This window comes from Nitratireductor lacus, from assembly GCF_056431025.1.
In genome coordinates this window covers 1-1,865 of sequence record NZ_JBWKMB010000006.1, presented here as the reverse complement: position 1 = coordinate 1,865, position 1,865 = coordinate 1, and the positions used below count along the sequence as shown (strand labels likewise).

Sequence of the window (1,865 nt, the reverse complement as noted above, 5' to 3'; positions counted from 1 at the left end):
TGGACGCCATCCGGCGCCGTGAACGTCACCGTGCCCGACGTCGCCTCCGACGGGTCGTCATTGTCCGTGCCGTCGCCATCCGCGCTCTCGCCCGAACCGGCAGGCTCGGCGCCGCGCTCGGCAAGGCCCCGCTCGAAAACGATGGTACCATCTTCCTCGACACCCGGCGTGCGGATTTCGACCGACGCGTCGCCGATGTCTATCGTCAGCGTCGCCGTGTCGGTGTCACCGTCGCCATCCTTCAGCGTGTAGGTGAACACATCCTGGACGCCACCCGCCGTGCCGGGATTGCGCACATAGCTGTACGAGCCATTCGAAGAGATCGTCAGAACGCCGTAAAGACCCTCAACCACCGTACCGGTTCCGACAGCGGTTGCCGGTCCTTCGGCTGAGGTTGCGATGACCGAGGACACCAATGCGCCATCCGCACCGGGTGTATCAGCGCCATTGTCGCCATTGGCTTCTGAATCCGTGTTCAGATTGCCCGCTACGGGGCCGAAGGCACCGGCAGCGATGGTGTCCGTATCGTCAACCGCGATCGGGCCATCATCGGTGATGGTAATCGTCAGATTATCGGTCGCGGTGTCACCATTGCCATCGGTCACGACGAATTTGAAGACGTCCCTGACGACGTCGTCGCCGCCTGTTTTCCCCGGCTGATCGTGGTCGGTCGTGTTTTTGGACAGCACGTATTCAAAGCGGTATGTGCCGTCGCCGTTCGGCGTGACAAACAGCGTACCATAGGCACCTTCGACACGACCGCCATTGGTCACGTCCACGCTCAGGCCACTGGCGTTCGTAACAACAAGCGATGCAAGACCGTCATTGCCGGGATCGACAAGGATATTGCCCGCGGTCGTCGTGGTGCCCCCGCCGGAGCCGGACGCGAGTGCGCTTTCATTCACTTCGCCAGGCGGCATACCGATGCTCACAATGCTGAGCTCGGGGAAGTCGTTTTCCCGATCTTCACGCAGCGTCGGAAAAAGTTCGCGCCGCTCCAGCGCACCGAACTGCAGGGCCGTGGGTGGAAGGAGATCGATTACCGGACCGGCATCGCCGATACCCGCATTGGGCGTGGTGAAATTGCCGCCGCCGCTCTGCGACGTGGCAGAGACGACCGTCAGTGCGCCGTCGGGACCGGCAGCAACATCGATGCCATTGGCCTGCAGAGCCGCTGTCAGCGCGAGCTCGGGAATCTCCACGTCACCGATCAGGAAGGTGGGAATCCTGAGCGCAGCATTGAGGATGGTGATGCTCGAACCATCGGGCTGAACCAGAACCAGGTTATCGCCATCGAGTTTGATCTCATCGATGGAAACGCCTTCGGGAAGGCGGACAATGTTGTCCGCGTCCGGTGTTACCGTTTCGGGAACGTCCGGAGCAGCGGACGTTTCGGCGGGCTGGCCAGCGGCAGGATCGACCGGGACCGGCTCGCCCGCGCTCTCATTCTGCGCGACCTGAAGTGCGGTCTGCTCGAGTTGATTGAGCCGATCGTCGGCAGATTGCTCGGTAGCGATCGTGCGGTCGTCGGTGGTGTTCGTGCGATCTTGGCTGGCCATGATAACCCCCGGAAACAGAATTCCCGGGAAGCGAGCCACGCAAGTTTAGTCGGCGCAATACGATGTATAGTTGACTGATATATGGGGATATTGATCCCGGCTGAAAATTTCCGTTTGGTTAACCTATAATCATAACATGATATATATTTCCGTATAATCGCTCCTTTTGGCACCTCCAGAGCGACAGGCTCGCTGTCCGATCACAGTTAAGAGGCTGTTTCGAAAGGAGTTGAGGGGCCGAGGTTCACGTGATTCCAAGGAATTGCGACCTTCCTGGAGATTCTCATGTGGACCCCGACCACCCGT

The 1,865-nt window shown here is 60.1% G+C and carries 1 protein-coding gene; it reads right to left on the bottom strand.

The window, feature by feature from the left end; all coding sequences use genetic code 11:
* On the bottom strand, nt 1-1,559 hold a 1,559-nt coding region (locus tag AC07E3_RS06495), incomplete at its 3' end, for an Ig-like domain-containing protein (RefSeq protein WP_478360720.1).
* Nucleotides 1,560-1,865: the final 306 nt, after the last annotated feature.